Genomic DNA, 24,689 nt, shown 5'->3' on the forward strand with positions numbered 1-24,689 from the left:
CTAGTCTCTCCGGAGCAAGCAAGCGCAGCCTTACGCGGGTAACGTGAGAGTAGCCTACCGTCCCTCGCGATACCACATGGCGCCGAGGGCGGCGAGCAGCAGGCCCAGGCCGAAGAACCCCGCAAACAGCGGCACGCGGCTGACCGACTTCAGGACGCTGTCATTGGTGGTCTTCAGCCCGATCCAGTCGCGGCCGGCGGCTTCGGCATTGCCGCGCACCGGCACGATGCTGGGCACGTTGACGCCGGAGAGGGCGGCCAGCCGGCGCACGCTGCCACCGGTCTTTTCGGCATAGGGTTTGAGAACCCCCTCGGTGGAGACCATGTCGCCGAATTCGGGCGCGTTGACGGGTCCGATATGCGCGAGCGTGCTCAGATTGCCGTTGGCGACCTGGTAGAGGCCGATCTCCTTGGTGACCACGCTGCCGGAGAAAATGCCGGGCTCCGTCTGCGCGAGCGGCACGGTCATGGCCTTGCCGGACGGGGTGATGACCTGCGCGCTGCCCGGATTGTCCTTCATCGTCTGGCGGCGCACGTCCAGCGTCATGCCGCGGCCGTTGGCGGTGAGGCGTTCTTCCTCAAGCTCCGGCTCCTTCATCAGCCAGTGCGCGATGCGGCGATAGAGGGAGACATGCGGGCCGCCGCCCTCATAGCCGCGCGCCCACAGCCAGCCCTGGTCGGACAGGAACATGCCGACGCGGCCTTCGCCCTTGTGATCGAGCACCAGAAGCGGCCGGTCGTCGGGACCCTTCATGACGACCTCGCCCTCGGGATGATCGACACCGATGATGCGGAACCAGCGGCTCCATTTCGGCGGCTCGCTGGTCGAGCCCTCCAGGCCGCGCGTGACCGGGTGGCGTTTGCCGAGGTCGGTGAGGCGCGGATAGAACGGTTTTTCCACCACCTCGCCCGTGGGCATGGCCGGCAGCGCCGGGAGCAGCGGCGTGCGCGCGATGGACTGCTGGCCGGCATATTCGGGGCCGGCGGCGATCAGCAGCGCGCCGCCCTTTTCGACATATTCGGCGATGTAGTCGTAATAGAGGATCGGCAGCACGTCGCGGTGCTGGTAGCGGTCGAAGATGATGAGGTCGAACTCGTTGATCTTGTCGACGAACAGCTCGCGCGTCGGGAAGGCGATGAGCGACAGTTCGTTGATCGGAGTGCCGTCCTGCTTCTCCGGCGGACGCAGGATGGTGAAATGCACCAGGTCTACCGAGGCGTCGGACTTGAGCAGGTTGCGCCAGGTGCGTTCGCCGGCATGCGGCTCGCCCGAAACCAGCAGCACGCGCAGGTTCTCGCGGATGCCGTCGACCAGCGCCACGGCGCGGTTGTTGATGTCGGTGATCTCGCCGTCCTCATGGTCGACGGCGACCTCGACGATGTTTCGGCCGGCGCCGGGGACGGTGATGTGCAGCGGCATTTCCTGGCCGATGGTCGCCCGCTCGACGGAAACCTGCTGGCCGTTGATCGACACGCGCACGTCGACCTGGCCGGTCTCGCCGCCGGAAGTGATGACGCGATAGCTCATGTCGAGCGGCTTGCCGACGATGCCGAAGCGCGGCGCCTTCTCGAAGCGGATGCGGCGGTCCTTCTCGCCTTCCTCGCCGGTGATCAGCGCATGCAGCGGTGCGTGGAAGGCTGGCGCCCCGGTGGGCACGTCGTGCACCTGGCCGTCGGTGATCATGATCGCGCCGCCGATGCGTGAGGGCGGCACGTCGCGGAACGCGCCGTCAAGCGCCGAGAACAGCCGCGTCTCGGTGCGCTCGTCGGCGGCGTCGGCCTTGCCGGCCTCGACCACGCGCACCTCGAACTGCTTGAGCCGCGATAGCCTTTCCTGCAGCGCGGCCAACGCCTGGTCGGTCTGGGCGGTGCGGTTGCCGATTTCCTGGCTAGGGCTGCGGTCGACGATCAATGCCACCACGCTCTGCAGCGGCTCGCGGTTTTCATCAAGCAGGACAGGGTTGAAAAGGGCGGCGGCAAGGGCGACGAGCGCAGCCAGGCGCAGCAGGGAGCCGCGCCGGCGGAACCACAGGCCGGCCAGTGTCAGGATGGCAAGCGGCACGAGAATGATGGCCAGCAGCTGCCAGTTGAGCAACGGTTCGAAGGAGAGCGACCAGCTGTTCATGCTACTGCCCCAGCCTCTCGAGCAGAGCCGGCACGTGGACCTGGTCGGACTTGTAGTTGCCCGTCAGCATGTACATGACGATGTTGACGCCGACGCGATAGGCGTAGAGCCGCTGCATCGGATCGGACGGCACGGTGGGGAACATCGGGTCGCCATTGGCGTCGACCGCCCAGGCGCCGGCGAAATCGTTGGCGGTGATCATGATCGGGGTAACGCCGTCGCCGGTGCGCACCGGGCGGTGCTCGGGATTGGCGGCTTCAAGCGACGCTTCGACCCAGAGCGGGCTGCCGTTGAAGCGGCCCGGAAACTCCGGAAGGATGTAGAACGACTTGGTCAGCACGTGATCGGAAGGCACGGGCTCCAGCGGCGGCACGTTGAGATTGGCCAGGATGTCGCGCAGCCTCTGGGTGGCGGGGCTGGCGGAGTTGGCGTCGATGCCGCCGGCATACTGGTCGCGCGTGTCGAACAGCACAGTGCCGCCCTGCTGCATGTAGGCGTCGATGCGGGCGATAGCCTCCTGCGAAGGCATCGCCGCCTTGGGGTCGATCGGCCAATAGATCAGCGGATAGAAGGCGAGCTCGTCGCGAGCGATGTCGACGCCGGCCGGCTTGCCCGGCTCGAGCGCGGTCTTGTCGACCAGGAAGCGGGAGAGGCCGTCGAGACCCGCGCGGCTGATGGCGTCGACCGAGGCGTCGCCGGTGATGACATAGGCAAGCCGGGTCTTCGACACGGCCTCGATGGCCTGGTCGTCGCCGGGCTTCGAATCGTCGGCGCGCGCATGCGGCGCAGACGCGAAGAAGAGCGCGCCGGCCGCCAGCAGCACGACAGCAGCGCCCGCGCCGCGCGCCGCGGCGTCGCGGCGGCCACGTCCGGCGAACATGCCGCCCAGCCAGAACACCGCCAGCGTGTCGAGCAGCATGAGGGCGAGCGCTGCGGCCACGAGCGGTCCCTTCAGGTCGTGGGTTTCGTTCAGCGCATAGCGCATTTCGGTGACGGGGGCGGCGATGCGGGGACGCGCCAGCGGCGCAAGGGTTGCGTCCGCGCCGAGCAGGTTGTGGGCGACGACGCCGTCCTCGCTGCCATAGAGACCGGGCGGGTTTTCGATGGTGACCGGCACCGGGCCGCGCCCTACCGTCAGTGGCCGCGCATCTGCGGGCGGCGGCACCAGCGTGCCGTCGGCCGCGATCATGCGGTACGGCGCCAGCGAGGCGACCTGGCCCTCGGCGGATGCAGCGAGGCTGCCCTGGTTACGCGACATCTGCACCAGGCGGCGCAGCATTTCGACAAAGGTGCCGGAGATCGGCAGGTTGGACCATGTCGCCTCGGGCGCGGTGTGGAAGAGGACGACGGTGCCCTTTTCGCGCCGCGCGCCGGTGACCAAGGGCGTGCCGTCGGCGAGGTTGGCCCAGGTGCGTTCGCCGAGATCGGCGGTGGGCTCCGCCAGCACCTGGCGGCTGACGGTAACCTCCGACGGCGGGGCGAGATCGGAGAACGGACCGGTCTTGGGGAATTCGGTGACCGGCTGCGGTTCGGTCCAGGACATCGCGCCGCCCAGCGAGCGCTCGCCGGTGCGCAGGCGGACCGGCAGGAGGTCGTCATCATTGCCGGCCGCGGCGAGGCGGGAGCCGGCGAAGCGCACCAGCAAGCCGCCATTGTTCACCCATTCCACTAGCTTCTGGTGGGCGGGCTCGGGGATGTTGCCGATGTCGGCCATGACGATCATCGCCGGCTTCTGTTCCAGAAGCTGGGGGATGGCGTCGGCTATGTCGCGGCTCTGCGGCTCGACGAGGTCGGCGAAGGGGGAGAGCGCGCGGCGGATATAGTAGAGCGGAGCCAGCAGCGGCTGCGCCTGGTCGGACTCGGCCTGGGAGATGAGGCCGACGCGGCGGCGCTTGGAGCTTTCGTCCAGCACGCGCACGGCGCCGGCATGGTTCTCGCCGTCGATGCGGATGGCGGCGAAATCGTTGCGCAGCTCGAACGGGACCTTCATCAGCCCGGTGCCCACGGCTGCGCCCGCGCCGAAGGTGATGGCCGCATCGGCGATGCGGCGGCCCTTGTCGTCGAAGGCGCCAGCCGTGACCTGCCGGGGGGTGGCGTCGGAGGACGGGCGCACGGCGGTGAGGGCAAAGCCGTCGAGCTGGTTTTCGGCCTTGGTCAGGCCAGCCGTGGCGATGCGGTCGGGCATTGCCCAGATGACGCTGGCGGGGCCCTTGCTGAAGAGCGTGCCGAAGGCGGCATCGTCGCCTTGGGCCGCGAGGCCGTCAGCGAGAACGGCGATACTGGCGCCAGGCATCGTGTCGAGCGCGGCGGCGACGCGGGCATAGACGCTGGGCCGGTCGGTCGGGATCGGGCGGGGCTTGGTGGCGCGCAGCTTGTCGCGCGCGGCCTTCGCGTCGAAGGGGCCGATGTCGGCGTTGGGTTTCTCGGCGGTGAAGGCGAGCAGCACCCGCTGGCCGCTTGCGGCAGCGTCATCGATCAGGCGTTCGGCTGTGGCGACGTGGCGTTCCCAATCCGGCGAAGCCGCCCAGCCATTGTCCACGACCAGCGCAAGCCCGCTGCCGGCGGCCGGCAGCTTCTCGCGCGGATTGAAGACGGGCTCGGCCAGCGCCATGACCACCAGCGCGGCCATGAGCAGCCGCAGCAGCGTCAGCCACCACGGGCTCTGCCGGGGCGTTTCCTCGCGGCGCAGCACCCGCGCCAAAATCTTCAGCGGTGGAAAGACCTCCGTCTCCGGCTTGGGCGGGGTGAGCCTGAGCAGCCACCAGATGACCGGCAGCGCGAGCAGGCCCCACAGGATGGCCGGGAAACCGAAGGAGAGCGGCAGCCAGCTCATGCGCGCACCCCGGAGGCGTAGCCGCTCTCGGCGCTCATCGCCATGTGCACCTGCACCAGCGCCTCGGAGGCGAGGCGATCGGTGTGGTTGACGGTGTAGCTCCAGCCGAGGCGCTTGCACCAGGCGGCAAGCTCCTCGCGGCGGGCGGAGTAGAGCAGGCGGTAGTCGGCGCCGAGTTGCTCGGCGCGGCCGGCGGTGAGCTTTTCACCGGTCTCGGGATCGGTGAATTCGGTGCGCCCGGAATAGGGGAAGCTTTCTTCGGCCGGATCGGCGATCTCGATCAGGTGGGCGCGGGCGCCGCGCCGGGCGAGCGTGTCGAGCCATTCCTTGGTTTCCTCGACCGGGTCGAGGAAGTCGCTGGCGATGACGACGTCGGAAAAGCGGCGGACGGCAGCGAGGTCGGGCCGGTGCGGCAGCGCGCCGGCATGCGTCAGGTGGGCGGCCAGCCGCTCGGCGCCGTTGCGGGCGGTGAAGGGATCAGTGAGGCCGGGCCACGCGATACGCTCGCCGCCGCGCGACAGAAGCTCGGCCAGCGCCAGGACGAGCACCAGCGCGCGCGATTCCTTGGAAACGCTGGCCGTCCTCGACTGGTAGAGCATGGAGGGAGACGGGTCGGCCCATAGCCAGACGGTATGGGCAGCCTCCCATTCGCGGTCGCGCACATAGATATGGTCGTCGCGGGCCGAGCGGCGCCAGTCGATGCGCGACAGGCTCTCGCCCTCGACATAGGGACGGAATTGCCAGAAATTCTCGCCGATGCCGCGCTTGCGGCGGCCGTGCCAGCCGGAGATGACGGTGTTGACCACGCGGCGCGCCTCGATCAGCAGGTCGGGCACGAGAAAGGCGCGCTGCCTTGCGCGGGCAAGGGCGTCCTTCGTACCGACAGGAGGCGAGGCCGCGCCGATGCGTGCCATCAGATACCCTTCACCAGCCGCGCTACCACGTCGCGCACGCTCATGCCTTCGGCGCGGGCGGCGAAGGTGAGCGCCATGCGGTGCTGCAGAACCGGCTCGGCAAGCGCCTTCACGTCGTCGATCGACGGCGCAAGGCGCCCGTCATAGAGCGCGCGGGCGCGGGCGCACAGCGTGAGCGCCTGGCTTGCGCGCGGGCCCGGACCCCAGGCCACATGCTTGTCGGTCTCGGCGTTGCCCTGGCCCGGGCGCGCCGAGCGCACCAGTTCGAGGATGGCCTCCACCACGCTTTCCGGCACCGGCATGCGGCGGATGAGCCGCTGGATCTCCTGCAGGCGCACGGGCGACAGCACATTGGCCGCCCTGGCCTCTTCGACGCCGGTGGTTTCCAGAAGGATGCGCCGCTCGGCGTCGACGTCCGGATAGTGGATGTCGATCTGCATCAGGAAGCGGTCGAGCTGGGCCTCCGGCAGCGGATAGGTGCCTTCCTGCTCCAGCGGGTTCTGGGTGGCGAGCACGTGGAAAGGAGCGGGCAGGTCGTGGCGCACGCCGGCGACGGTGACGTGGTATTCCTGCATCGACTGCAGCAACGCCGACTGGGTGCGGGGGCTTGCGCGGTTGATCTCGTCGGCCATCAGCAGCTGCGCGAAGATGGGGCCCGGGATGAAGCGAAAGGAGCGCTTGCCGTTTCCATCCTGTTCCATCACCTCGGAGCCGAGGATGTCGGACGGCATCAGGTCCGGCGTGAACTGGACGCGGCGCGAATCCATGCCGAGCACGATGCCGAGCGTCTCCACCAGCTTGGTCTTGGCAAGGCCCGGAACGCCGACCAGCAGGGCATGGCCACCCGCCAGCAGCGCGACCAGCGTGCGCTCGATGACGCTTTCCTGGCCGAAGATGACCTTGCCGATACCCTCGCGAACCTTGGAGATGTCGCCCAACGCTCTTTCGGCGTCCGCGATCATTTCCTTTTCGCCGATCGAGGGATCCTTGATCACTACGCTCATGCCGCTTCGATCCTCATTTGTTCGGGAAGGGGGCTGCCGTCTCGTCGCTCACGATTAGCACTTTTGCCGCGCAGGTGAATGAACTTAAATCACGCACCAAGGCTGACAAGCTTAACAACAGTGACTATTTCGTGACCATGACCAAAGACGAAGCACATATCGAAGGCGAGCTCACGAAGGTCGGCGACACGGCCAGCCTGCAGGCACTTATCTCGCGCGCGGCCCGCGCAGGACAAGGCCTGCCGCCCGTGGAACGCTGGAATCCCGACTTCTGCGGCGATCTCGACATGGAGATCCGCCAGGACGGCACCTGGTTCTATCTCGGCACGCCCATCGGGCGCATGCCGCTGGTGCAGCTTTTCTCCACGGTGCTGCGCAAGGATGCCGACGGCAAGACCTATCTGGTGACGCCGGTGGAGAAGGTGGGCATCCGCGTGGTGGATGCGCCTTTCGTGGCAGTCGAGATGACGGTGACGGGCGAGGGCGACGGCCAAGTCATCACCTTCCGCACAAATGTTGGCGATGTTGTGGAGGCCGGGCCGGACCGTCCGATGCGCTTCGTGGACGAGGACGAGACGGGGGGCTTGAAGCCCTATGTGCTGGTGCGCGGCCGGCTGGAAGCGCTGGTGGCGAGGCCGGTGATGTATGAACTGGTTGAACATGGCGAGGAGATCGAGATCGACGGCGAACCGATGTTTGCCGTGCGCTCCAAAGGGGCCGTCTTTCCCATCATGCCGGCCGAGAAGCTGCACCAGTTGAGTGCCTGATCCATGAACAGCCTTGCCGCATCATCATTTTCCGCGCGCGACTTTCGCGAGCGCGTGGTGCGCCTGCATCCGGAAGATGTCACGCACGACTATGGCGACCACTATTTCAATCCGGGCTTCGGCGACCTGATCCGGCGCGACAATCTGCGCGCGGCGGCGGTGCTGATTCCCGTGGTGGATCATGGCGACGAGGCGAGCGTGATCCTGACCAAGCGGGCGGAGAAGCTGCGCAGCCATTCGGGCCAGGTGGCCTTTCCGGGCGGGCGCATCGACATCACCGACCCGACGCCGGAGTTTGCGGCGCTGCGCGAGACGACCGAGGAAATCGGTCTCGGCGCCGACCGCGTCGAGATCATCGGGCGCATGCCGGACTATGTCTCGGGCAGCGGCTACCTCATCGCACCTGTGCTGGGCATCGTGCAGCCCGACTTCCACCTGACGCTGAACGTGCATGAGGTCGACACGGCCTTCGAGGTGCCAATGCGCTTCCTGATGGACCCGGCCAACCACCACCAGGGCAGCCGCATGTGGGACAACCGCGAATGGGTCTATTACGACATGCCCTATGGCGGACAGCGCATCTGGGGCGTCACCGCCGGCATCATCCGCACCCTCTATGAAAGGTTCTATGCATGAGCGGCAGCGTGTCGATCGCCGGCAAGGCGCCATGGCTGGACAATGCTGAACTGCAGAAGCTGCTGAAGTCGCTGAATGCGGAGGGCGAGGAGGCGCGGATCGCCGGCGGGGCGGTGCGCAACGCGCTGCTGGGACAGGCGGTGTCCGACGTCGACATTGCCACCACCACCGAGCCGGACGAAACGGCGCGGCGTGCCGAGGCGGCCGGCTTCAAGGCGGTGCCGACGGGCGCCGACCACGGCACGATCACGGTGATTGTCGGCGGCAGGCCGTTCGAGGTGACGACGCTGCGCGCCGACGTGGAGACCGACGGCCGCCGCGCCAAGGTGCGCTTCGGCCGCGACTGGAAGCTTGACGCAGAGCGGCGCGACTTCACCATCAATGCGCTCTATGCCGATGCTGAGGGGCATGTGGTCGACCTGGTCGGCGGGCTTGCCGATCTGGAGAGCCGCACGCTGCGCTTCATAGGCGATGCCGAGACGCGCATCCGCGAGGACTATCTGCGCATCCTGCGCTTCTTCCGCTTCTTTGCCTGGTATGGCTCCGGGCGGCCGGACGCGGAGGGACTGAAGGCCTGTGCCCGGCTGAAGGAAGGCCTCGACCGGCTCTCGGCCGAGCGCGTGTGGAGCGAGCTGAAAAAACTGCTTTCCGCGCCCGATCCGTCGCGCGCGCTGCTGTGGATGCGGCAGGCCGGGGTGCTGACGCGCATTCTGCCCGAAAGCGAGAAATGGGGCATCGACGCGATCCACGCGCTGACCCGAACCGAGGCCGATCTCGGCTGGCCTGCCGACCCGCTGCTTCGGCTGGAGGCGATCGTGCCGCCGGATGCGCCGCGCATGGCCGCGATGGCGGAGCGGCTGCGGCTTTCGAACGCGGAGGCCGAGCGGCTGGCGCAGTGGGCGCGCTCGGAAAAGCCCGCGTCGACGCTGACGGAAGGCGCGCTCGCCAAGATGCTTTATCGCGGCGCCCCGGGAGGCATCGTCGACCGCCTGAGGCTTTCACTGGCGGCCGCGCGCGGCCGCGCCGTCGAGGACGACAAGGCGATGATGGAGGCCGGCGGCTATTCGCGTCTGCTGGGCTATGCCCTGTCGTGGGAAAGGCCGGTTTTCCCGGTCAACGGCACCGATCTCGCCGCACTCGGCGTCGCCGCGGGGCCGAAGCTCGGCGATATGCTCAGGGCGCTCGAAGGCGCCTGGGTCGATTCGGGCTTTGCGCTGGAACGCGGCGCACTCCTCGAACGCGCCGCCGAAAGCCTGAAGACGCCAACCTGAGCCGGTTCGGGTCAGGCCGCGTCGCGAACCTTCTCGATGCGGGAGCGGATCGCCTCGATCATCGTCTCGCGGATGATGGTTTCGCCATGGGTTTCGCGCATGTGCTCCACCGCGCGGCGCATGACTTCAGCTTCTTCTTCGTGACGGGTATGCCATTGGCAGCCGGGGACGAGTGAGCCGCACTGAAATTCCTTCATTGTGTCACTCCCTTTGTTTTCATTGGGCTAGTTCCTTATGTCGTCGCGCAGCCTAGCCTTTAGGGCCAAGCGGGACATTCCGTCATCCTGTTGTTCCAGGACCGCGGGCCCTCGCCGGCCGCCTCCACGCCCGGCGAGAACGGTATTTTTACCAGAAACCTGTTCCGATGTCCCCACGAGAAGGCGATGGCGCGGGAAAATGAGGCCTCCTAAACCTGGCGCGACCGCTTGGGGCGGCGGGCATCCTGACGGATGCGGTTATTCCGTTCTATCTCATTGTTTTAGCCGCATTTATGCAACGCCAAGCGATTCCGCTAGGCTGCAAAATGGCCTGGCCATGCAAGAGACCAAGCAGCCATCGTTGCAACGGGCTGAAGATCGGCCGTTTTCCTGGGGGATCGTCGGAACCGGCGCGATCGCGCGGCAGTTCGCCAGCGATCTCAGCCTTCTCGGCTACGCCCGGGTCGTCATCTGCTTCCATCCAGTTTTGCGGCGGCAGTTGAGGGCGGGCGAATTAAGATCTGGTGAAAGGGCGGGTTCGGTTCGTGCGCCGCTAGTTCAGCGAAACCGCGTTGGACCGCGCCAGCCACTCGCTGACGATCTTGACGTCCTCGTCGCCAAGACCGTGGCCGGCCTTGATGGTGCGGGCTTCGAGATAAGCGCCGTGGCCTTTCAGCGTTGCTTCCAGCGCCGGCGCAAAGGGCGCGTAGGTGGTGTCGGAAGCCCCGGCCACCACGAGGAAGCGCGTGCCGGAGAGGCTGACGTCGGGCACCTTGTCGAGCACCGGCATCGGCCGCAGCAGCACCGCGCGCTCGATCAAGCCCGGATGCAGCAGCGACAGCGCAGCCAGCAGGTTGGCGCCGTTGGAATAGCCGAGGAAGACGGTGTGATCGAGATCGAGCACCTTCTGCTTCACCGCATCCGTGAGGAAACGGGCGAAGGCGGCGGCCTCCGAATGGATGTCGCGCTGGTCGAAGCTGGTCGGGGTCAGGCGTCGATACCAGCGCTTCTTGCCGTCCTGCACGATGCGGCCGCGCACGCCCATCAGCACCGCGCGCGGCGCGATGCGCGAGGCGAGCGACATCAGCGTTGTCTCGTCGCCGCCGGAACCGTGCAGCAGCACCACCGTCTCGGGGATAGCGTTCTCGGGCCGCTTGACGAGGACGGTGAAATTCTCGGCGTGGATGATGGACGAGGCGTTGGCGTCTGCGGGCAGGGCCGGAGCCTTCGGCGCCTGGCCGGCCTTTGCCGGCTGCGGGGCGCTCTTTGCATCGGCCGACAGGTCGGGACAGCCGCGCTGGGAGGGGGGCGCCGAGAGGAGGCGTTCCTGGGTCGTCGAAGCCGCCATCTTTGCCTGCGATCCGTTGCGCTCGCATTCAGATAGGTCGCGGGCGCTGGCGGCGCCAGCGACGCCGAGCGCGAGGAGCAGGGTGAAGGTGCCGATAAACGATTTCTTAGCCATGCGCGGAGACTGTCAGCTAAAGGTTAACCAACATTCTAGGGCGCAGACGGAGGCCTAAGTAGGGCCGCGTCAGGCCGCGCTTCTTCTCTCCAGGCGCTTGCGCATTTCCGTCGCCCTCACGGCCATTTCACCGCCGGCGGCATGCTCGACAGGATGGAATTGACGTTGCCGCCGGTCTTCAGGCCGAAGATGGTGCCGCGGTCGTAGAGCAGGTTGAACTCGACGTAGCGGCCGCGGCGCACCAACTGCTCCTCGCGGTCGGCCTCGGACCAGCCGGTGCCAAAATTCTTGCGCACCAGATGCGGATAGACCACCAGGAACGAGCGGCCGACATCTTGCGTGAAGCGGAAATCGGCGTCCCAGCCGCCCTTTTCCTCCGGCGAGTGCAGCCAGTCGTAGAAGATGCCGCCGATGCCGCGCGCCTCGTTGCGGTGCGGGAGATAAAAGTACTCGTCGCACCAGGTCTTGAATTTCTCGTAGTCGGCGACTTCAGGATGCTTGCCGCAGGTGAAGGCAAAGATCTTGTGGAAGGCCTGGGTATCCGGATCTTCCTGCGTACGCCTCCGGTCGAGCACGGGGGTGAGGTCGGCGCCGCCGCCGAACCACTGGCGCGAGGTGACCACCATGCGCGTGTTCATGTGCACGGCCGGCACGTTGGGGTTCCAGGGATGGGCGATGAGCGAGATGCCGCTGGCCCAGAAGCGCGGGTCTTCCTCGGCACCGGGCATCTGCTTGCGGAACTCGGGCGAAAACTCGCCATAAACGGTGGAGGTGTGCACGCCGACCTTCTCGAAGACGCGGCCATGCATCATCGACATGATGCCGCCGCCACCCTTGCCTTCCTCGCGCTGCCAGGGCGTGCGCTCGAAGCGGCCGGGTGCCCAGGATGCGGCCTGAGTGGCGGCAAGCTCGTCTTCCAGTTGCTCGAAGGCGGTGCAGATGCGGTCGCGCAGTTCCTCGAACCAGAGGCGGGCCGTTTCCTTCTTGGCTTCGATGTCGGCGGGCAGGCCGGCCGGGATCTCGGGGCGCTCCATGCGGTCTCCACTGGTTCTGGCAATGCCGGCCACCCGTCGTGGAAGGCATACTGCACAAATGACTCGTTTTTTCTTGGCGTGATCCCTAATCTGTAAAAGATCTGGGTCAAGGAGTTCCTCGTGCGTACCCCGACAAGACCGCCGCTCGATGGTCTGAAGAAAAGGCTGGAAGAAAGCCGGGCCGAGCGCGCGCGCACGCCGCGCGACGGCTTTCTGCGCGAGACCTATGTGCTGCCGCGCCGCGATGCGCGCGCCAAGGCCAAGGAGTGGTTCGACCGCTGGCCGAAGCAGGCCTACTGGACGACCATTGAAAGCTGGTTCGAGCGACCCGGCGACGTGATCGAATTCACGATCCGGCGCCTGCCTTCGTCCGACTAGCCGCCTTTCGCGCCGCCCCGACCAGGAGACGCCGGGGGCCCGACCCTTCGGCGCCAAGCCGGTCGTCCGGATTGTGCAGCGGACAGCGGTCGAGCGACATGCAGCCGCAACCGATACAGCCGGTCAGCCCGTCGCGCAGTTTCTGCAACTGTTCGATGCGCCGGTCGAGGTCGGTCGCCCAGCCTTGCGAAAGCATGCGCCAGTCCTCGCGCGTCGGCGTGCGGCCGTCCGGCAGCGAGGCGAGCGCGGCCGCGATGTCGGCGAGCGAGATGCCCACTTCCTGCGCGACGCGGATGACGGCGACGCGGCGCAGCACGTCGCCGCTGTAGCGGCGCTGGTTGCCCGCCGTGCGGTGGCTCCGGATGAGCCCCTTGGTCTCGTAGAAATGCAGCGTCGACACCGCCACGCCGCTGCGATGCGCCACCTCGCCGACGGAAAGCTCCTTGACCATTCGATTTCCCGCTTGACCTCAAGTTAAGTTGAGGTTGTAGCAAGGCATCCTTCGACACGCAAACCGAAGGATGCAGACATGTTCATGAGACTGGCAGTGGCGGGATGGCTGACGCTACGCGGACGACGCGTCGGACGGTTCACCGTGGTCTTAGAGCGAGATGTTTTCTCGTTGAATCATGACGTCGCTCTAAGCTTTTGTTTTTGCCGCATGATCTTGTCCGACAAGTCCGCAACTTTTCGGGGTCATGCTCTGGGCGTGGCGGACCTGTCAGCCAAGCTGCCGCATCGCTTCGCCGGCGGCCATGGCCGCGCTGAGCGCGAGGTTGAGACTGCGGCCGCCCCCGCGCATGGGAATGAGGAGCCGGGCGTCGGCGCGTTCGTGCACGTGGTCGGGTACGCCGGCCGACTCGCGGCCAAACAATATTACGTCGCCATCGGCATAGCGGAAATCGGTATAGGGCAGGGCGGCTTTCGTGGTGAACAGGACGAGCCGGCGCCCTTCCGCCGTGCGCCAGGCGTCGAAGGCCGCGAAATCGACATGGCGCGTCAGGGCAGCCATTTCGAGATAGTCCATCCCGGCCCTGCGCAAGTTTCTGTCGGAGAGATCGAAGCCGGCGGGCTCGATGATGTCGACGGCGAGGCCGAAACAGGCGGCCATGCGCAGTATGGTACCTGTATTGCCGGCGATGTCGGGCTGGTAGAGCGCGATGCGGATGCCTTCGTTCAATATCTTACTCTGCTAACCTGTTGCAAGTTGGCAACTGTTTCATTTTCGTCACGGAATTTTACTTGGTCGGCATGGTCTTTTGCGCCGAAAGGGGCTATAGAGCGCGCATTGTCAACTCGAACCGAGGGAGGAAAGCATGGCTGTACGTATGTTTTGGCTCCACCGAGGCCATAGGGCCTGACGGCGGTTTCGGTTCGACGCTTTATCATTTCCTGACATTCCAAAGCAGCATCGTCTCGATTTCCGCCGGAACTTTTTCTCCGTTCCCGAAGGAATCCTGCGATGTTTTATCCGTTTGCCAAGGGGCCCGAGGCCCCGTCTGAACTGCCCTCCCGAATTGCGCGCCGGCTGAACTGCGGCACCAGCCTGCATGAGCGCAAGCTTGCCGCCTGGGCGCTGGCCATCGGCGCGCGCGTGCCGCTCGAGCAGCCATCCGAAGGCAGGCGGCGCGGCGGCCTGCCCGACATCGACCTGTCGGGCGCCGGGCCTGATCCCGGCTATCGCTCGCCGATCCGGCGGCTGATCGACTGGCTGGGCGCCTTCGCCCAGCCGGCCAAGCCGATCGCGGCTCCCGCCATGACCGTGTCAGGAGCGGCGTGCAGGGGGATCGGCGCGGACGAACAACCATATTACACTGGTCGGGCCGGAATCGTTGCCGCCGGCGATTCCGCTCCGACCGGCGAAGAGATGCAAGAAGACGCATGCGAGCGCCCGCTGCAGCACGCCGCATGACCCGAACGTGAAGAGAATGACGATGTTTCGCTGGTTTGAACAAAGACTGGACCCGTTTCCCGCCGACAGACCCGTGGAGCCGCCACGGACGCTGGTCGCGTTCTGCTGGCATTTCACGAAGCCCGCCTGGCCCTTCGTGCTGATTGCCGCGATCACCATGGCGCTGATCGCGATCATGGAAGTGTGGATGTTCGGCTTCCTCGGCAACATCGTCGATTGGCTCTCGGCGCACGACCGCGCGACTTTCCTGCAGACGGAGTGGTGGAAGCTGCTCGGCATGGCGCTGGTGGTCGGTGTCGTCTTGCCGGCGACGGTGGCGCTGTCGTCCTTCAATACGTACCAGACGCTGTTCGGCAATTATCCGATGCGCATCCGCTGGCAGGTGCACCGCTACCTGCTGAACCAGTCGATGACCTTTTATCAGGACGAGTTTGCCGGCCGCATTGCCACCAAGCTGATGCAGACGGCGCTGGCCGTGCGCGAGACCGTGATCAAGTTCGTCGAGGTGCTGAACTACGTGATCGTCTATTTCCTGGGCGTACTGGTCATCGTCGGCTCCGCCGACTGGCGGCTGGTGGCCCCGTTGCTGGTCTGGTTGGGCTGCTATCTGGTCGCGCTGCGGTACTTCGTGCCGCGGCTCGGCAAGGTTGGGGCAGCACAGGCCGATGCCCGCTCGCTGATGACCGGGCGCATCGTTGACAGCTACACCAACATCCAGACGGTGAAGCTGTTCTCGCATGCACGGCGCGAGGCCGATTATGCCCGCCAGGGCATGGGCGAGTTCATGCAGACGGCCTATGCCCAAGGCAGGCTGATCACGCAATTCTACATGGTCGTCTATGCGCTCAATTCGGTGCTGCTGCTTTCGATCGGCGCGCTTTCGATCGGTCTGTGGCTGGACGAGATCGTCACGATCGGTGCGGTGGCGGTGGCGATCGGCCTGGTGCTCCGGCTGTGGGGCATGTCGCAATGGATCATGTGGGAGGTCTCCGGCCTGTTCGAGAACATCGGCACGGTGCAGGACGGGATCACCTCGATTTCGCTGCCGCGGCTGGTGGAGGACAAGCCCAATGCGCCCGAACTGTCGGTCAGCAAGGGCGAGATCGAGTTCGACCGGATCGGCTTCCACTACGGCAAGGGCAGGGGCGTCATCGACAACCTGTCGCTGACCATCCGCCCCGGCGAGAAGGTCGGCCTGGTCGGGCGCTCGGGCGCGGGCAAGTCGACGCTGGTCAACCTGCTCCTGCGCTTCTACGACCTGGAAAGCGGGCGCATCACCATCGACGGGCAGGACATTTCCGCGGTGGCGCAGGATTCGCTACGCGCGCAGATCGGCATGGTCACGCAGGATACCTCGCTGCTGCATCGCTCGGTGCGCGAGAACATCCTCTATGGCCGTCCCGATGCCGGCGACGAGGCCATGGTGGAGGCGGCGCGGCGTGCCTCCGCGCAGGACTTCATCGCGACGCTCGCCGATGCCAAGGGCCGCAATGGCTATGAAGCGCATGTCGGCGAACGCGGCGTGAAGCTGTCCGGCGGCCAGCGCCAGCGCATCGCGATTGCCCGCGTCATGCTCAAGGACGCGCCGATCCTGATCCTCGACGAGGCGACCTCGGCGCTCGACTCCGAGGTCGAGGCGGCGATCCAGGAAAACCTCTACCGGCTGATGGAGGGCAAGACGGTGATCGCCATCGCGCACCGGCTGTCCACCATCGCCGCGATGGATCGCCTGGTGGTGATGGATCAGGGCCGCATCATCGAGGAAGGCACGCATGAGGAACTTGTCGCGCGCGGCGGACTTTATGCCCAGTTGTGGATGCGCCAGTCCGGCGGCTTCCTGCCACAGGAAGTCGACACCGCAACGGTCGGAAAGGAACTCGCCGCCGAATGAGTTGTACCCATGAGGCGTTCGGAAGATGCGGGAGGAAGAGGCCCGCCGATCCCGGCGCTGGTGCAGCGGGTCGAGTGTGCGGGTATGGCGCGTGTCTTCCGGCGGCGGGCACCTATATTGGAGAGCACACGGGCTGCATTCGGTGCCGGCAGGCGTCGGGCTAGAATGATGACGAGACGGCAAGGTCGATTTGGATGAAGGAGGAGGACGGGTTGCGCGAGAAGCTGTGGCGGCGGGTCGAGGGTTGGATTGATCCGTTCCAGGATACCGACCGCGAGGTCCTGCCGAGCAACGCCTGGCGCTTCATCCTCTATTTCGCCCAGCAGGCGAAGGGTCCCTTCCTGCTGCTTCTGATCGTCGGCGGGGTGGCCGGCGCGGTGGATGCCGCTCTCTACTGGTCGATAGGTTGGCTCATCGACCTTCTCGACAAGTCATCGCCGCAGACGCTCATCGCGGACCACTGGCCCAAGCTCGTCGCGCTGCTGGGGCTGCTGCTGGTGGTGCGCACGGCGGTGATGGTGGCTTCGGCGTTGGCCGAACAGCAGATCATCGTGCCGGGCTTCTTCTCCATGGTGCGCTGGCAGGCCTTCCGGCGCGTCATCGAGCAGCCCTACGGCTTCTACCAGAATGATTTCGCCGGCCGCATCGCCACCAAGATCATGCAGGGCGGCGAGGCAGTGGGCGACTTCATCGTCAACGTACTGCAGACCATGTGGTCGTTCCTGACCTTCGTGGTGCTGACCACCACGATACTGATGACGCTGGACCCCTGGATGGGGCTTGTGATCCTGCTGTGGTTCATCGCCTATGTGGCGATCATCCGTTTCCTGCTGCCGGAGATGCGGCAGGCCGGGCGCGCCACGGCCGACCAGCGCTCCATCTTCAACGGCCGCATGGTCGACGCCTTCACCAACATCGTCGCCGTAAAACTCTACGACAGCGGCCGGCGCGAACATGCCTTCGTGCGCGAGGGCATGGTCGGGCTCTATGACGCCGTGATCCGCCTGACGCGCGCGATCACCACCGTGCGCTCGGCGGTGGCCTTCACCAACGGCGCCATGATGGCAACGATCGCGGCGCTGTGCATCTTCAAATGGACCGGCGGCGGCATCACGTCGGGCGCCATCGCCTCGGCGCTCGGCCTCGTCTTCCGCCTCAACCAGATGTCGGGCTGGATGATGTTCAACATCAACAGCCTGATCCGCTCCTATGCCACGATCCAGGACGCGACCGGGACGATTTCGGTGCGGCCGGCGATCCGCGATGCGGCCGATGCAGTTGCGATGCCGCGCGCCAAGGGCGACATCCGCTTCGAGAACGTCTCGTTCCATTACGGGGCCGCGGACGGCGTGATCGAGAACCTGAGCCTGCATGTCCGGCCGGGCGAGCGCGTGGCGCTGATCGGGCCGTCGGGCGCGGGCAAGACCACCATCGTCAATCTGCTGCTGCGTCTGTTCGACGTCGAGAAGGGGCGGATCCTGGTGGACGGCCACGATATACGCCAGGTCACCCAGGCGTCGCTGCGTGCCCAGTTCGGCGTCGTCAGCCAGGAGGCGATGCTGATGCACCGCTCCATTCGCGACAATATCGGCTATGGCCGGGAAGGGGCCACGCAGGCCGAGATCGAGGATGCGGCGGAGCGGGCGGTGGCGCACGATTTCATCCTCGGCGTCTCCGATCCCAAGGACCGGCGCGGCTACGACGCCCATGTCGGCGAGCGCGGGGTCAAGCTTTCCGGCGGCCAGCGCCAGCGCGTGGCGATCGCGCGCATGATGCTGAAGGATGCACCCGTGCTCATCCTGGATGAGGCGACCTCGGCGCTCGATTCGGAAGTCGAGGCGGCGATCCAGGACAATCTCTACCGCATGATGCAGGGCAAGACAGTGATCGCGATCGCCCATCGCCTCTCCACCATCGCCGCTCTCGACCGGCTGATCGTGATCGACGGCGGCGCGATCGTGGAGGAAGGCACGCATGACCAACTGCTTGCCCGCGACGGCCTTTATGCGCAGTTGTGGAAGCGCCAGTCCGGCGGCTTCCTCGGCGACCGGCTGGCGGCGGAGTAGGGGAGGGCGCGCCATGGCCTTGCGACCGCCAAGCCGTCGTTCCGCAGCCCTCGGCCGTGAAACCGGCGAGGATGTGCTGGGGCACGAACTGCTCGAAGAGATGGCGATCTCGCTCGGCAGGGCAGGACGGATCGCCGAACAGGCGCTGTCGCGGCTGCGCGAGCACAAGGGCACCCCGCAGGAGCGGGTGAAGCTGCTCTCGGCGGCGGCCGAATCGGTGCACGCCTATTTCATCCAGCGAGAACTCTGCGGTCTGCGCCGGCACGACGACGTGATCCGCGATTTCGAAATTCCACGCGAAGTACTGGTACGGTTGGGAGTAACTGAGCGGAAGCCATGATCTCGCCGCTTTCCTGGGCCGGGGTGCCATTGCTGTGGGCAGCCGCGACAATCTGCCCTCACCCCTTTGTCCCGTCTGGACAAGAGCAGCCTTCACGCATAAACCGATCCCGAATGCCGGAGGACACTTCGTCAGCCTGTTCCGCTATGCGGGCCGGGCCGTCGACAAATGAGCGGGGACTTGTTTGGCTCTGCCGCCGGTGAGGGTAAGGCGAAAGGATCATAATCCCGTGAGCGCAAACGATACGATCGACCCAACCCGTCGTGACTTTCTCTACGTGGCGACCGGCATGGCCGGTGTCGTGGGCGCGGCGGCTGTCGCCTGGCCCTTTATCGACCAGATGCGTCCCGATGCTTCGACGCTGGCCGCGTCGGCCATCGAGGTGGACGTCTCTTCGCTGACGCCGGGCATGTCTCTGACGGTCAAGTGGCGCGGCAAGCCGGTGTTCATCCGCAATCGCACGCCGGAAGAAATCAAGGCCGCGCAGGACGTGCCGCTGGACCAGCTCAAGGATCCGGTTGCGCGCAATGCCAACCTTTCCGGCGACGCAACGGCGACCGACACCGACCGCTCGGCCGGCAAGGATAAGGAAAACTGGCTGGTCATGGTTGGCGTCTGCACCCATCTGGGCTGCGTGCCGCTCGGTCAGCAAGGCGATTTCGGTGGCTGGTTCTGCCCCTGCCACGGTTCGCACTACGACACTGCAGGCCGCATCCGTAAGGGGCCGGCGCCGCAGAACATGGCCGTGCCGGTATTCTCGTTCATTTCCGACACCACCATCCGTATCGGCTGAGGCAGAAGGACTTACTTCCATGAGCGGTGGACACTCGACCTATTCGCCCAAGACGGGCCTCGGACGCTGGATGGATGCGCGCTTGCCTTTGCCGCGCCTCGTCCACGATTCCTTCGTTTCCTATCCTGTTCCGCGCAACCTGAACTACAGCTACACGTTCGGCGGCATCCTTTCGCTGATGCTGGCGGCGCAGATCCTGACCGGCATCGTGCTGGCCATGCACTACGTGTCCGACACGACGCTGGCCTTCCAGTCGGTCGAAAAGATCATGCGCGACGTGAACTCGGGCTGGCTGCTGCGCTATCTGCACGCCAACGGCGCCTCGATGTTCTTCATCGCCGTCTACGTGCACATCATGCGTGGCCTCTACTACGGTTCCTACAAGGCGCCGCGTGAGCTGCTGTGGATCCTCGGCTGCATCATCTATCTGCTGATGATGGCAACGGGCTTCATGGGCTACGTGCTGCCGTGGGGTCAGATGTCCTTCTGGGGCGCGACCGTCATCACCGGTTTCTTCACCGCCATTCCGCTGGTGGGCGACTGGATCCAGCAGCTGCTGCTCGGTGGCTTCGCCGTCGACAACCCGACGCTGAACCGCTTCTTCGCGCTGCACTACCTGCTGCCGTTCATGATCGCCGGCGTCGTCGTGCTGCACGTCTGGGCGCTGCACGTCACCGGCCAGACCAATCCGACCGGCATCGAGGTGAAGTCGAAGACCGACGTGGTTCCGTTTACGCCCTATGCGACCATCAAGGACGCTTTCGGCATGATCGTGTTCTTGCTGGTGTTCGCGTACTTCGTCTTCTACATCCCGAACTATCTCGGCCATCCGGACAACTACATCGAGGCGAACTCGCTGAAGACCCCGGCCCACATCGTACCTGAATGGTATTACCTGCCCTTCTACGCGATCCTGCGCGCCATCACCTTCAACATCGGCCCGATCGACTCCAAGCTGGGCGGCGTCATTGCGATGTTCGGCTCGATCGCGGTGCTGTTCTTCGTGCCGTGGCTCGACACGTCGAAGGTTCGCTCGGCGGCCTATCGTCCCTGGTACAAGCTCTTCTTCTGGCTCTTCGTTGCCAACGCCATCTTCCTGGGCTGGCTCGGCTCGCGTCCGGCGGAAGGCACCTATGTGGCGATGGCCCAGATGGCGACCCTGTACTACTTCGCGTTCTTCCTCGTCATCATGCCGGTCCTCGGCCTGATCGAGACCCCTCGGCGCCTGCCGAACTCGATCACCGAAGCCGTGCTCGAGAAGAACAAGGCTGGTGCGTCGGTTCACCCCGCGGGTGCTGCGGCATCGCCGGAAACCAAAGGCTAAGCGAGAATCTTGAGAGGGATATCCGCATGAAAAAGATTCTCAACGGATTGGCTGCTTTCGGTCTGGTCATGGCCGGCACGTTCGGTGCCGCCCTCGCCGCCGAGGAAGCTCACAACGAGGCAGAGCCCACGCACTTCCCGATCATCAAGCCGACGCAGGAGAAGTGGACATTCTCCGGTCCGTTCGGCCGCTACGACCTGGGCCAGCTGCAGCGCGGCCTCAAGGTCTACAAGGAAGTGTGCTCGGCCTGTCACTCGATGAACCTGGTGACCTTCCGTACGCTCGAGGACCTCGGCTACTCGGAAGCGCAGGTGAAGGCCTTCGCCGCCGAATACGACATCCAGGACGGTCCGAACGCCGAAGGCGAGATGTTCACCCGCAAGGGCATTCCGAGCGACCACTTCCCGGCGCCGTTCCCGAACGCCGCCGCTGCTGCTGCCGCCAACAACGGTGCGGCTCCGCCAGACTTCTCGCTGATCGCCAAGGCACGCGCCGTGGAGCGCGGCTTCCCGACCTTTGTCTTCGACATCTTCACGCAGTATGCCGAAGGTGGTCCGGACTACATCCACGCGCTGCTCACCGGCTACGATCACGAGCCGCCGGCAGGCATGGAGATCGCCGAGGGCACGCACTACAACCCGTACTTCATCAGCGGCAAGTCGCTGGCCATGGCCAAGCCGATCTCGGACGGCCAGGTGACCTACGAGGACGGCTCGCCGGAGACGGTCGACCAGTATTCGCGTGACGTCGCGTCGTTCCTGATGTGGGCGGCCGAGCCGCACCTGGAAGCGCGCAAGCAGACCGGCTTCCGCGTCATGGCCTTCCTGCTGCTGTTCGGCGCGCTGGTCTATCTGACCAAGCGCAAGGTCTGGGCAAACGTCGCCCACTGATGACAGAAACGGCCGCCGCGGCGGAATGTTGAGGAAGGGCGCTACGGCGCCCTTTTCTTTTCGCGCGAGCGGCGCATAACTAGCTGGTAACGGAAAACCCGCCCATGAAGCCTTCCCTAGAAGACACGCTGCTCGCGTCGATCCGCAACATTCCCGACTATCCGAAACCGGGCGTGATGTTTCGCGACATCACCACTCTGCTCGGCAATGCGCGCGCCTTCCGGCGAGCCATCGATGAGTTGGTGCACCCCTTTGCCGGCTCCAAGATCGACAAGATCGCCGGCATCGAGGCGCGTGGCTTCATCCTCGGCGGCGCCATTGCCCACCAGCTTTCGGCCGGCTTCGTGCCGATCCGCAAGAAGGGCAAGCTGCCGCACGAGACCGTGCGCATCGCCTACAGCCTGGAATACGGGCTGGACGAGATGGAGATGCACAAGGATGCCGTGGAGCCGGGTGAGAAGGTGATCCTGGTCGACGACCTGATCGCCACCGGCGGCACTGCGGAAGGCGCGGTCAGGCTGCTGCGTCAGATGGGAGCCGACGTCGTTGCGGCGTGCTTCGTCATCGACCTGCCCGACCTGGGTGGCCGCGCCAAGCTCGAGGCACTGGATGTGCCGGTGCGCACGCTGGTTGCTTTCGAAGGGCACTGAGAGCAGGCCAGAGATCTCGTCTCATCTCCCCTCGGGGAAGAGGATGTGCGCGAAGCGAGCGGGTGAGGGGGTATGCGATCGCCCCACCGAGGGCGGGTGCAAACGTGTCAGTCCGCCTTCACCAGAACCGCACTTTCGAACTCCAGCACCTTGTCGCCGGTGGAATCGAAGGCCTCCGCGCGCAGCGTCAGGACTCGCCAGCCGGGTCGGCTGGCGATGGGGCGATGGCCAAGGCTCGTACGGGTGAAGGTGATGGTCTCGCCGGCATAGACCGGCTTCAGCCATTTCAGGTTCTTGAAGCCGGGTGAGGGGCCGAATTCCGGCACCGGGCCGGGCCCCGGCCAGCGCTTGTCGCCGGCCTCAACCTGCTGGGCGAGGTTGTAGCGCATCCAGGTTGCGGTGGTGTGCCAGCCGGAAGCGCAAAGCCGGCCGAAGACGCTGCTCTGCGCCTTCTCCTCATCGATGTGAAAGGACTGCGGGTCGTATTTCGTCGCGAACGCCTTGATTGCCTCGGGCGTGAAGGTGTGCGAGCCGAGCGTGACGGTGACGCCGATGTCGAAGAATTCGTCGAGCGTCATGCCGCGCCCTCGCGTGTCAGGAACATGCAGGTGTTTTCCAGTTCGAACACCGCCTCGCCCTTCTGATTGAAGAGTTCGTGGCGGCAGGTGACGAAGCCGAGCTGGGGCCGCGACCTGGACAGGCGCTTGCCGACCACCGTGCTGCGGCCGGTCAGCATGTCGCCGGCGAGCACAGGCTTCTTCCAACGCACATATTCGATCCCAGGAGCCCCCTGAGACGTGGAGTCGAGCAGGAAGGCATCGCACATCATCCGCATGAACATCGCGCATGTGTGCCAGCCTGAGGCCGAAAGACCGCCAAGAATGCTGGCCTTGCCCGCCTCTTCGTCCAGATGCATCGGCTGGGCGTCGAACTCGCTGGCAAATTCGATGATCTCGGCGGCAGTTACGAGCTTGGAGCCGAGTTCGATAGAGGCGCCTTCAGCAAAATCCTCATAGGCCCATTTCTTGCCTGTCATGCCAGAATCCTGTTCACGCTTGAACTTCCATTGTGGCCGCTGGCCCCGCGATAGGCAAGCGCCGGAGAAGCGCCACAGGGTGGCCACCCATTGCTACAGCCAGCCGCGCCGCTTGAAGTAGACGTAAGGAAGCACCGCCGACAGCACCATCAGGAACAGCGCGAACGGATAGCCGAAGCTCCATTTCAGCTCGGGCATTATGTCGAAGTTCATGCCGTAGACGGAGGCGACGACCGTGGGCGGCAGGAAGATCACCGCCGCAACCGAGAAGATCTTGATGATGGCGCTCTGCTCGATGTTGACCATGCCGAGCGTGGCGTCGAGCAGGAAGATGGTCTTGTTGGAGAGGAACGAGGCGTGATCGGTGAGCGAGGCCACGTCGCGCGAAAGCATCTTGGTGCGGGCGCGCAGGTCCCTGTTCTTGCTCTGCATCATGACATTGCCGAGGAAGCCGGAAAGGCGCTGCAAGGTCATGAGGCTTTCGCGGATGTTGGACGTCAGCTCCTCCTTGCGGCCGATCGTCTGGAACACCTGGCGGAAGTCGTGGTCGCGTTTAGATGGACTGTCGGAACTCGGCTGGAAGATGCTGCGCGAGATGCCATCGATGTCATGCCCGATGCGCTCCAGCACGTCGGCGAGGCGATCGACGACCGCCTCCAGCAGGCTGACCAGGATGGTTTCGCCGGTGGTGCAGCCCATGGCGGCCTTTTCGGCGCGCATGGGGAAGGTAAGGAAGGCGCGCGGCTCGTGATACCGCACCGTGACCAGCCGGTTGCCGGAAAGCACGAAGGTAACCGGCGACATGAGGGGATGCTCTTCCTCGGTCTGCGCGGGCAGGGTGGCGGTCATGAAAATGGCGCCGTCCTCTACGTAGAGGCGCGACGAAATCTCGATTTCCTCCATTTCCTCGCGGGTCGGAATGCTGACGCCGAGCATCTGCTCGATGGCAAGCTCTTCCTCCCTGGTGGGGGAGAGCAGATCGGCCCACACCACGGCAGCCTTGTGCTGCTGCAGGTCGTCCACCGAACGCAGCCGATCGCCATCGACCACATATGCCTTGATCATCGTCGGTTCTCCGTGATCGAGGGAGGAAGAGCGCCGGGGCGCGCGGATACCTATCGCGCTTAACGGCAGCGATTCGGCGCGTCAAGGATGGCGGCCGGAGAT

24 protein-coding genes are annotated in these 24,689 nt (G+C 65.5%); 12 read left to right on the forward strand and 12 right to left on the reverse strand.

The features are described 5' to 3' along the window. Nucleotides 1-54: 54 nt before the first annotated feature. The 4 genes from ABLE85_RS17740 to ABLE85_RS17755 are packed head-to-tail and all read right to left on the reverse strand — an operon-like array spanning nucleotide 55 to nucleotide 6,875. Nucleotides 55-2,124 (reverse strand): glutamine amidotransferase, encoded by a 2,070-nt coding sequence (locus ABLE85_RS17740; protein ID WP_348794035.1) that lies wholly within the window; start codon nucleotides 2,122-2,124, stop codon nucleotides 55-57. 1 nt (nucleotide 2,125) lies between these two features. Continuing rightward, nucleotides 2,126-4,957: a DUF4159 domain-containing protein gene (locus ABLE85_RS17745; protein ID WP_348794036.1), complete on the reverse strand. Its 2,832-nt coding sequence runs from the start codon at nucleotides 4,955-4,957 to the stop codon at nucleotides 2,126-2,128. After that, entirely contained in the window at nucleotides 4,954-5,871 is a 918-nt protein-coding gene (locus ABLE85_RS17750; RefSeq protein ID WP_348794037.1) for a DUF58 domain-containing protein, read from the reverse strand. The genes ABLE85_RS17745 and ABLE85_RS17750 overlap by 4 nt, the downstream gene beginning before the upstream one ends. Further along, the gene (locus ABLE85_RS17755) at nucleotides 5,871-6,875 is read right to left on the reverse strand and encodes a MoxR family ATPase (RefSeq protein WP_348794038.1); all 1,005 of its coding nucleotides are present in this window, start codon (nucleotides 6,873-6,875) and stop codon (nucleotides 5,871-5,873) included. The genes ABLE85_RS17750 and ABLE85_RS17755 overlap by 1 nt, the downstream gene beginning before the upstream one ends. Nucleotides 6,876-7,012: 137 nt before the next feature. Between ABLE85_RS17755 and ABLE85_RS17760 the strand changes: the two genes are divergently transcribed. Genes ABLE85_RS17760 through ABLE85_RS17770 form a run of 3 tightly spaced genes read left to right on the forward strand, consistent with a single transcriptional unit; the run spans nucleotide 7,013 to nucleotide 9,549 of the window. Beyond that, nucleotides 7,013-7,642 carry a DUF1285 domain-containing protein gene (locus ABLE85_RS17760; protein WP_348794209.1) on the forward strand — a complete coding sequence of 210 codons (630 nt, stop codon included), beginning with the start codon at nucleotides 7,013-7,015 and terminating at the stop codon, nucleotides 7,640-7,642. Between the two features lie 3 nt (nucleotides 7,643-7,645). Further along, nucleotides 7,646-8,278: a CoA pyrophosphatase gene (locus tag ABLE85_RS17765; protein ID WP_348794039.1), complete on the forward strand. Its 633-nt coding sequence runs from the start codon at nucleotides 7,646-7,648 to the stop codon at nucleotides 8,276-8,278. Continuing rightward, complete coding sequence (locus tag ABLE85_RS17770) at nucleotides 8,275-9,549, forward strand: CCA tRNA nucleotidyltransferase (RefSeq protein WP_348794040.1); 1,275 nt, start codon at nucleotides 8,275-8,277, stop codon at nucleotides 9,547-9,549. The genes ABLE85_RS17765 and ABLE85_RS17770 overlap by 4 nt, the downstream gene beginning before the upstream one ends. An 11-nt stretch (nucleotides 9,550-9,560) precedes the next feature. Here the strand turns inward: ABLE85_RS17770 and ABLE85_RS17775 are convergent, their stop codons facing one another. The 3 genes from ABLE85_RS17775 to hemF form a co-directional block, all read right to left on the reverse strand. After that, complete coding sequence (locus tag ABLE85_RS17775; protein WP_348777687.1) at nucleotides 9,561-9,746, reverse strand: DUF1059 domain-containing protein; 186 nt, start codon at nucleotides 9,744-9,746, stop codon at nucleotides 9,561-9,563. A 553-nt stretch (nucleotides 9,747-10,299) separates the two neighbouring features. Continuing rightward, complete coding sequence (locus ABLE85_RS17780; RefSeq protein ID WP_348794041.1) at nucleotides 10,300-11,208, reverse strand: alpha/beta hydrolase; 909 nt, start codon at nucleotides 11,206-11,208, stop codon at nucleotides 10,300-10,302. A gap of 116 nt (nucleotides 11,209-11,324) precedes the next feature. Then, the gene (hemF, locus tag ABLE85_RS17785) at nucleotides 11,325-12,242 is read right to left on the reverse strand and encodes an oxygen-dependent coproporphyrinogen oxidase (protein WP_348794042.1); all 918 of its coding nucleotides are present in this window, start codon (nucleotides 12,240-12,242) and stop codon (nucleotides 11,325-11,327) included. A 120-nt stretch (nucleotides 12,243-12,362) separates the two neighbouring features. Between hemF and ABLE85_RS17790 the strand changes: the two genes are divergently transcribed. Beyond that, the gene (locus ABLE85_RS17790; protein WP_348794043.1) at nucleotides 12,363-12,620 is read left to right on the forward strand and encodes a hypothetical protein; all 258 of its coding nucleotides are present in this window, start codon (nucleotides 12,363-12,365) and stop codon (nucleotides 12,618-12,620) included. On the opposite strand, the gene soxR is transcribed toward ABLE85_RS17790, so the two are convergent. After that, nucleotides 12,589-13,071 carry a redox-sensitive transcriptional activator SoxR gene (soxR, locus tag ABLE85_RS17795; protein ID WP_348794044.1) on the reverse strand — a complete coding sequence of 161 codons (483 nt, stop codon included), beginning with the start codon at nucleotides 13,069-13,071 and terminating at the stop codon, nucleotides 12,589-12,591. The two genes, ABLE85_RS17790 and soxR, sit on opposite strands and share 32 nt — an antisense overlap. A gap of 270 nt (nucleotides 13,072-13,341) precedes the next feature. Continuing rightward, complete coding sequence (locus tag ABLE85_RS17800) at nucleotides 13,342-13,800, reverse strand: tRNA (cytidine(34)-2'-O)-methyltransferase (protein ID WP_348794045.1); 459 nt, start codon at nucleotides 13,798-13,800, stop codon at nucleotides 13,342-13,344. A gap of 282 nt (nucleotides 13,801-14,082) precedes the next feature. On the opposite strand from ABLE85_RS17800, the gene ABLE85_RS17805 reads away from it, so the two are divergent. The 8 genes from ABLE85_RS17805 (at nucleotide 14,083) to ABLE85_RS17840 (ending at nucleotide 22,486) form a co-directional block, all read left to right on the forward strand. Beyond that, on the forward strand, nucleotides 14,083-14,532 hold the full coding sequence (locus ABLE85_RS17805; protein ID WP_348794046.1) for a hypothetical protein: 450 nt from the start codon (nucleotides 14,083-14,085) through the stop codon (nucleotides 14,530-14,532). 16 nt (nucleotides 14,533-14,548) lie between these two features. Further along, on the forward strand, nucleotides 14,549-16,423 hold the full coding sequence (locus ABLE85_RS17810; RefSeq protein WP_348794047.1) for an ABC transporter ATP-binding protein: 1,875 nt from the start codon (nucleotides 14,549-14,551) through the stop codon (nucleotides 16,421-16,423). Between the two features lie 194 nt (nucleotides 16,424-16,617). Continuing rightward, the gene (locus ABLE85_RS17815) at nucleotides 16,618-18,489 is read left to right on the forward strand and encodes an ABC transporter ATP-binding protein (RefSeq protein WP_348794048.1); all 1,872 of its coding nucleotides are present in this window, start codon (nucleotides 16,618-16,620) and stop codon (nucleotides 18,487-18,489) included. A 13-nt stretch (nucleotides 18,490-18,502) separates the two neighbouring features. Then, the gene (locus ABLE85_RS17820) at nucleotides 18,503-18,829 is read left to right on the forward strand and encodes a DUF6665 family protein (protein WP_348794049.1); all 327 of its coding nucleotides are present in this window, start codon (nucleotides 18,503-18,505) and stop codon (nucleotides 18,827-18,829) included. 229 nt (nucleotides 18,830-19,058) lie between these two features. Next, nucleotides 19,059-19,622, forward strand: coding sequence for a ubiquinol-cytochrome c reductase iron-sulfur subunit (petA, locus tag ABLE85_RS17825; protein WP_348794050.1), 564 nt, complete (start codon nucleotides 19,059-19,061; stop codon nucleotides 19,620-19,622). 19 nt (nucleotides 19,623-19,641) lie between these two features. Then, nucleotides 19,642-20,946: a cytochrome b N-terminal domain-containing protein gene (locus tag ABLE85_RS17830; RefSeq protein ID WP_348794051.1), complete on the forward strand. Its 1,305-nt coding sequence runs from the start codon at nucleotides 19,642-19,644 to the stop codon at nucleotides 20,944-20,946. Nucleotides 20,947-20,972: 26 nt separating this feature from the next. Then, nucleotides 20,973-21,836: a cytochrome c1 gene (locus ABLE85_RS17835; protein WP_348794052.1), complete on the forward strand. Its 864-nt coding sequence runs from the start codon at nucleotides 20,973-20,975 to the stop codon at nucleotides 21,834-21,836. A 104-nt stretch (nucleotides 21,837-21,940) separates the two neighbouring features. Further along, complete coding sequence (locus ABLE85_RS17840) at nucleotides 21,941-22,486, forward strand: adenine phosphoribosyltransferase (RefSeq protein WP_348794053.1); 546 nt, start codon at nucleotides 21,941-21,943, stop codon at nucleotides 22,484-22,486. Between the two features lie 107 nt (nucleotides 22,487-22,593). Here the strand turns inward: ABLE85_RS17840 and ABLE85_RS17845 are convergent, their stop codons facing one another. The 3 genes from ABLE85_RS17845 to corA form a co-directional block, all read right to left on the reverse strand. Continuing rightward, nucleotides 22,594-23,064 carry a MaoC family dehydratase gene (locus tag ABLE85_RS17845; RefSeq protein ID WP_348794054.1) on the reverse strand — a complete coding sequence of 157 codons (471 nt, stop codon included), beginning with the start codon at nucleotides 23,062-23,064 and terminating at the stop codon, nucleotides 22,594-22,596. Continuing rightward, nucleotides 23,061-23,522, reverse strand: a complete 462-nt coding sequence (locus ABLE85_RS17850; protein WP_348794055.1) for a MaoC family dehydratase — start codon at nucleotides 23,520-23,522, stop codon at nucleotides 23,061-23,063. Before ABLE85_RS17850 ends, ABLE85_RS17845 begins: the two co-directional genes overlap by 4 nt. Nucleotides 23,523-23,615: 93 nt before the next feature. Then, nucleotides 23,616-24,587, reverse strand: a complete 972-nt coding sequence (gene corA, locus ABLE85_RS17855) for a magnesium/cobalt transporter CorA (protein WP_348794056.1) — start codon at nucleotides 24,585-24,587, stop codon at nucleotides 23,616-23,618. Nucleotides 24,588-24,689: the final 102 nt, after the last annotated feature.

The organism is Mesorhizobium sp. KR1-2, assembly GCF_040045035.1.
GTDB lineage: Bacteria > Pseudomonadota > Alphaproteobacteria > Rhizobiales > Rhizobiaceae > Pseudaminobacter.

Coding starts and splice junctions, on each gene's coding strand:
- ABLE85_RS17765 (WP_348794039.1), top strand. CDS start 7,646: ATGAACAGCCTTGCCGCATCATCATTTTCCGCGCGCGACTTTCGCGAG.
- ABLE85_RS17740 (WP_348794035.1), bottom strand. CDS start 2,124: ATGAACAGCTGGTCGCTCTCCTTCGAACCGTTGCTCAACTGGCAGCTG.
- hemF (WP_348794042.1), bottom strand. CDS start 12,242: ATGGAGCGCCCCGAGATCCCGGCCGGCCTGCCCGCCGACATCGAAGCC.
- ABLE85_RS17745 (WP_348794036.1), bottom strand. CDS start 4,957: ATGAGCTGGCTGCCGCTCTCCTTCGGTTTCCCGGCCATCCTGTGGGGC.
- corA (WP_348794056.1), bottom strand. CDS start 24,587: ATGATCAAGGCATATGTGGTCGATGGCGATCGGCTGCGTTCGGTGGAC.
- ABLE85_RS17755 (WP_348794038.1), bottom strand. CDS start 6,875: ATGAGCGTAGTGATCAAGGATCCCTCGATCGGCGAAAAGGAAATGATC.
- ABLE85_RS17840 (WP_348794053.1), top strand. CDS start 21,941: ATGAAGCCTTCCCTAGAAGACACGCTGCTCGCGTCGATCCGCAACATT.
- ABLE85_RS17760 (WP_348794209.1), top strand. CDS start 7,013: ATGACCAAAGACGAAGCACATATCGAAGGCGAGCTCACGAAGGTCGGC.
- ABLE85_RS17815 (WP_348794048.1), top strand. CDS start 16,618: ATGAAGGAGGAGGACGGGTTGCGCGAGAAGCTGTGGCGGCGGGTCGAG.
- ABLE85_RS17770 (WP_348794040.1), top strand. CDS start 8,275: ATGAGCGGCAGCGTGTCGATCGCCGGCAAGGCGCCATGGCTGGACAAT.
- ABLE85_RS17820 (WP_348794049.1), top strand. CDS start 18,503: ATGGCCTTGCGACCGCCAAGCCGTCGTTCCGCAGCCCTCGGCCGTGAA.
- ABLE85_RS17810 (WP_348794047.1), top strand. CDS start 14,549: ATGACGATGTTTCGCTGGTTTGAACAAAGACTGGACCCGTTTCCCGCC.
- ABLE85_RS17750 (WP_348794037.1), bottom strand. CDS start 5,871: ATGGCACGCATCGGCGCGGCCTCGCCTCCTGTCGGTACGAAGGACGCC.
- soxR (WP_348794044.1), bottom strand. CDS start 13,071: ATGGTCAAGGAGCTTTCCGTCGGCGAGGTGGCGCATCGCAGCGGCGTG.
- ABLE85_RS17850 (WP_348794055.1), bottom strand. CDS start 23,522: ATGACAGGCAAGAAATGGGCCTATGAGGATTTTGCTGAAGGCGCCTCT.
- ABLE85_RS17835 (WP_348794052.1), top strand. CDS start 20,973: ATGAAAAAGATTCTCAACGGATTGGCTGCTTTCGGTCTGGTCATGGCC.
- ABLE85_RS17775 (WP_348777687.1), bottom strand. CDS start 9,746: ATGAAGGAATTTCAGTGCGGCTCACTCGTCCCCGGCTGCCAATGGCAT.
- ABLE85_RS17805 (WP_348794046.1), top strand. CDS start 14,083: ATGTTTTATCCGTTTGCCAAGGGGCCCGAGGCCCCGTCTGAACTGCCC.
- ABLE85_RS17780 (WP_348794041.1), bottom strand. CDS start 11,208: ATGGCTAAGAAATCGTTTATCGGCACCTTCACCCTGCTCCTCGCGCTC.
- ABLE85_RS17845 (WP_348794054.1), bottom strand. CDS start 23,064: ATGACGCTCGACGAATTCTTCGACATCGGCGTCACCGTCACGCTCGGC.
- ABLE85_RS17830 (WP_348794051.1), top strand. CDS start 19,642: ATGAGCGGTGGACACTCGACCTATTCGCCCAAGACGGGCCTCGGACGC.